General features: G+C 52.4%; 5 protein-coding genes. All 5 read left to right on the forward strand.

Going from position 1 to position 4,260, the window contains the following annotated elements:
* Positions 1-282, forward strand: a 282-nt coding sequence (locus tag QZP87_RS10230) for a P-II family nitrogen regulator (protein WP_291322823.1), incomplete at its 5' end; no start/stop codon positions are given.
* A gap of 396 nt (positions 283-678) precedes the next feature.
* Positions 679-1,374 carry a DUF1538 domain-containing protein gene (locus QZP87_RS10235; protein WP_291322824.1) on the forward strand — a complete coding sequence of 232 codons (696 nt, stop codon included), beginning with the start codon at positions 679-681 and terminating at the stop codon, positions 1,372-1,374.
* Positions 1,371-2,102 (forward strand): DUF1538 domain-containing protein, encoded by a 732-nt coding sequence (locus tag QZP87_RS10240; RefSeq protein ID WP_291322825.1) that lies wholly within the window; start codon positions 1,371-1,373, stop codon positions 2,100-2,102. The genes QZP87_RS10235 and QZP87_RS10240 overlap by 4 nt, the downstream gene beginning before the upstream one ends.
* Positions 2,102-2,455 (forward strand): P-II family nitrogen regulator, encoded by a 354-nt coding sequence (locus QZP87_RS10245; RefSeq protein ID WP_291322826.1) that lies wholly within the window; start codon positions 2,102-2,104, stop codon positions 2,453-2,455. Before QZP87_RS10240 ends, QZP87_RS10245 begins: the two co-directional genes overlap by 1 nt.
* A gap of 403 nt (positions 2,456-2,858) precedes the next feature.
* Complete coding sequence (locus tag QZP87_RS10250) at positions 2,859-4,202, forward strand: glutamine synthetase family protein (protein ID WP_291322827.1); 1,344 nt, start codon at positions 2,859-2,861, stop codon at positions 4,200-4,202.
* Positions 4,203-4,260: the final 58 nt, after the last annotated feature.

Genomic DNA, 4,260 nt, shown 5'->3' on the forward strand with positions numbered 1-4,260 from the left:
CTGGCGGGTATGGGCATAAAAGGCATGACCCTCACCGACGTCAAGGGCTTTGGACGACAGATGGGGCACAAGGAGATATACCGCGGAGCGGAATACGACGTGGACTTTCTGCCCAAGGTGAAAATTGAAGTCATCCTGGATGATGCCAATGTGGACCAGGCCGTGGAGGCCGCCATAAAGGCGGCCAGGACCGACAAGGTGGGCGACGGCAAGATATTCGTCTACAGTGTGGAAAACGCCATCCGCATCAGGACCGGAGAGTCCGGAGACGAAGCCATCTGATTCAACCCTCAAGAACCCAAAGGCCCGGGCACTCCCATATTTCGGCACTTCCCGGGCCTTCTGCCCACCCGGAAAATTTACAGGCCTTTTCCAGATTGCAAAAAAATGGATCCGGCCCCTCCTTAAATGACAATAAAGGAAAAGGCCTGTAATTCTCATCCTCTCTACTGTTCACTCCTCACAATTTCTTCAAGTCGCCCTCTCTCTTCTTCCCTTCTTCTCCAGATGCCGGTGCAAAAGGTCCCTGAATAGCACTTCAGCGAAACTTATAAAATTGAATATCGTATCTCAATTGGGGACAGGCACCCCGCACCCCCATGCTCCATGCCCCATGCCTTCATCACTGTCCGCCATATTCCAGTTGAAAATATTCTTTCGATAATATAGAAAGACCTCATGACCAATGAATACAAGGAAGGACTTATTGAGGTAGTCCAGGCGGTGTTGCCCATAACCGCGGTGGTAATCTTTCTGCAGGTGTTTCTCATCACCATGCCCTGGGTGGAATTCGTCCGCTTTCTCTTCGGAGTTCTTTTCGTCATGTCCGGTCTGCTGCTCTTTCTGCAGGGGGTCAAGATAGGTCTTCTGCCCATGGGTGAGGCCATCGGAGCAGAGCTTCCCAAGCACGGCTCGCTTATATTTCTGCTTTTTTTCGCCTTCATCCTGGGCTATGCCGTGACCATGGCCGAGCCTGACGTATGGGTCCTGGCCGGGTATGTGGATACGGTGTCAGACGGGATGGTCAGCCGCTACATCCTGGTCCTTTTCGTGGCCCTGGGTGTGGCCATATTTGTTACTCTGGCCATGCTGCGCATTGTTTTAAACGTGCCCATCGCCTACATCTTCGCTGGTGGATACACACTGATCCTGATCCTGTCCTACTTCACCCCAACTGATTTTGTGCCCATCTCCTTCGACGCCGGGGGGGTGACCACAGGGCCCATCACAGTACCCTTTATCCTGGCCCTGGGCCTGGGGGTGACGGCTGTACTTGGAGGCAGGTCCTCTTTTAACGACGGCTTCGGCCTTATCGGCCTGGCTTCCATTGGGCCGGTATTAAGCGTTATGATTCTGGGGATACTCTACTCATGACCTCGCTGATCCTGGAATTTCTGGACGTCAGACATGTCCTGTTTAATGTGCTGCTGGCCATAGGCCCGCTTATAGCCTTCTTCATTTTTTTTCAGATGGCCTATCTGAAGCTGGGCCGCCAGTATGTCATCAACCTGTTTAAAGGGGTTGTACTGGCCATTGCCGGACTGACCCTTTTTCTTCAGGGCGTGGAGGTGGGCTTTATGCCGGTGGGCGCTGAGATGGGCGAGATCATGAACAACTTTGAAAACCTGTGGATCCTGATCCCCATTGGATTTGTTCTGGGACTGGTGGCCACTATTGCCGAGCCGGCAGTCCGCATACTATGTCTTAACGTGGAAAGGGCTTCTGCAGGAAGCCTGGGGCAGATGTTTATGCTCATTACCCTGTCCCTGGGTGTGGGCATATTCGTGGCCATGGGCATGGGCAAGATCATCTTCGGGTTTTCCATATATTATATCCTGCTTCCGGGCTATGTTCTGGCCCTGGTGATGATGAAACTGAGCGATCAGTCTTTTATATCCATTGCCTTTGACGCCGGGGGAGTAGCCACAGGACCCATGACGGTGACTTTTGTCATGGCCATCGCCCTGGGTCTTGCCGAGGCCATGGACGGCAGAAGCGCCATACACGATGGTTTCGGCCTCATTGCCCTGGTGGCTCTGGCCCCCATTTTATCAGTAATGACCGTGGGAGTTTTTCTAAAACTCAAGACCAGGAGGGAGTAATGGAAGTGGACAGGTTTGACCTTATAGTCACTATCGTGAACAAAAATACGTGCGAACCTATCTTAAAGGCCTCAAAAAAGGCCGGTGCAGAGGGCGGCACCATTATCTACGGCCGCGGTACAGGTATCAGGGAAACCAAGACATTGCTGGGCATACCCATCCAGCCGGAAAAAGAAATCATTCTGACCATTGTTTCCCAGGACATCACGGAAAAAGTGCATCAGGCTATCATGAACGCCGGCCACCTGGACAAGCCCGGGGCGGGCATATCCTTTGTTCTTGAACTGAAAAAAGTATCTGGAATCTGCCACCTGTGCACTCTGGACCAGGCCCCGGACAAGCAGGAGGGCTGAGCCGGGTTCGCCGACTGCACTATTACCGGGCTATGCCGTTTTTTGCCCGCCAAAAGTGTGCTGTGCCGCGGGCAGGACATTTCTTTCATGGCCTTCCTCCATGGTATGCTGCGCAGCGACTTCCTGTGCAAGCATTTTTCCAGCCCTTTCCCTTTTTCAAAAAAAACTCTGCCTCCTGTCTTGCAATAATCTTCAACTCCTCTTTTTTGACAAAATTGCAAACCATCCCCTGTAACACACCCCTGCACCTTACAAAACTGTAAACGTCTGTAGCCCCAGTCCGGGCACCTCTGCCCGTTTCCAGGCATAAGATACCGAAATAAAAGAATAAAAAATGCCTGGCCCGAAAAATGTAATATCAGAGACAAAGCTAGATGCAAAAACTATTTAAGGAGGCAAAAAAATGGACGTACCAGTTTTTAATTGCAAAAACCCCGATGATGTTATCAAGGCAGTCAAGGAGTATGATGTAAGCTTTATCCAGTTCTGGTTTGTGGATGTTCTGGGGACTCTCAAGAGTTTTCAGGTTACCCCCAGCGAGCTGGATGCAGCATTTGACGAGGGCATGGGCTTTGACGGATCATCTATCGAGGGCTTTTCCAGGATACATGAAAGCGACATGGTGGCCATCCCGGATCCAAGCACCTTTCAGATGGTCTCCTGGCGTCCCTCGGATAAGCCCGTGGCCCGGATGTTCTGCGACATCAAAAACCCGGATCTTACCCCTTATGAGGGAGACAGCCGCTATGTCCTGAAAAGAGTGCTCAAAAGGGCTTCTGAGAAAGGCTATGACTTTTTTGTGGGTCCGGAGCTGGAGTTTTTCCTTTTCGAGGACTCCACCGCCCCCAAGGGCCTGGATGTGGGTGGATATTTTGATGCCCCGCCTCTGGACCGGGCCAACGACATTCGCAGGGATATCATATTCGCCCTGAACAAAATGGGTATTCAGGTGGAGTACAGCCACCATGAGGTAGCCCCCAGCCAGCACGAAATCGACCTGCGCTACCAGGAGGCCTTAAAGATGGCTGACCAGGCCATAACCTACCGGGTAATCGTCAAGGAGGTCGCCCGCAAGCACGGCTGCTACGCCACTTTCATGCCCAAGCCCCTGTTCGGGGAAAACGGCAGCGGCATGCATGTGCACCAGTCGCTTTTCAAAAACGGGAAGAACGTTTTTTTCGATGCCCAAGGGGAGTTCAGTCTCAGCTCTGAAGGCAAGAAATATATTGCCGGGCTTTTGAAGCATGCCAAAGAACTAACAGCAGTCTGCAACCAATGGGTCAACTCCTACAAGAGGCTGGTGCCCGGCTACGAGGCCCCGGTTTATGTGGCCTGGGCCAGGCGCAACCGTTCTTCTCTGGTGAGGGTGCCCATGTACAAGCCCGGCAAGGAAGAGGCCACCCGCGTGGAACTGCGCTCTCCGGATCCGGCCTGCAACCTGTACCTGGCTTTCGCCTCCATGCTGGCAGCCGGACTGGAAGGCATCCAATCCGGTTACTCCCTGCCCGACCCGGTGGAAGAGGATATCTTTGAGATGAACGTCCAGGAAAGAGCCAGATACGGCATCGACAGCCTGCCCGGCAGTCTGCACGAAGCAGTACACGAGCTCTCCAGAAGTACAGTTATCCGCGAGGCCCTGGGCGACCATATATTCAACAAGTTCCTGGAAAACAAGATCATCGAGTGGGACAATTACCGCATCCAGATCACTGAGTACGAGATGAAAAAATATCTGCCGGTACTGTAAAACTGCATAAATTCCTCTGCAACCTTTAAACCCCTGTATACCCTGTGGGCCATAAAAA

Source organism: Desulfonatronospira sp., assembly GCA_003563255.1.
Taxonomy (GTDB): Bacteria; Desulfobacterota; Desulfovibrionia; order Desulfovibrionales; family Desulfonatronovibrionaceae; genus Desulfonatronospira.

Bases quoted from the DNA above. Each gene is read 5' to 3' on its own strand.
- QZP87_RS10250 (WP_291322827.1), top strand. From the start codon at position 2,859: ATGGACGTACCAGTTTTTAATTGCAAAAACCCCGATGATGTTATCAAG.
- QZP87_RS10245 (WP_291322826.1), top strand. From the start codon at position 2,102: ATGGAAGTGGACAGGTTTGACCTTATAGTCACTATCGTGAACAAAAAT.
- QZP87_RS10240 (WP_291322825.1), top strand. From the start codon at position 1,371: ATGACCTCGCTGATCCTGGAATTTCTGGACGTCAGACATGTCCTGTTT.
- QZP87_RS10235 (WP_291322824.1), top strand. From the start codon at position 679: ATGACCAATGAATACAAGGAAGGACTTATTGAGGTAGTCCAGGCGGTG.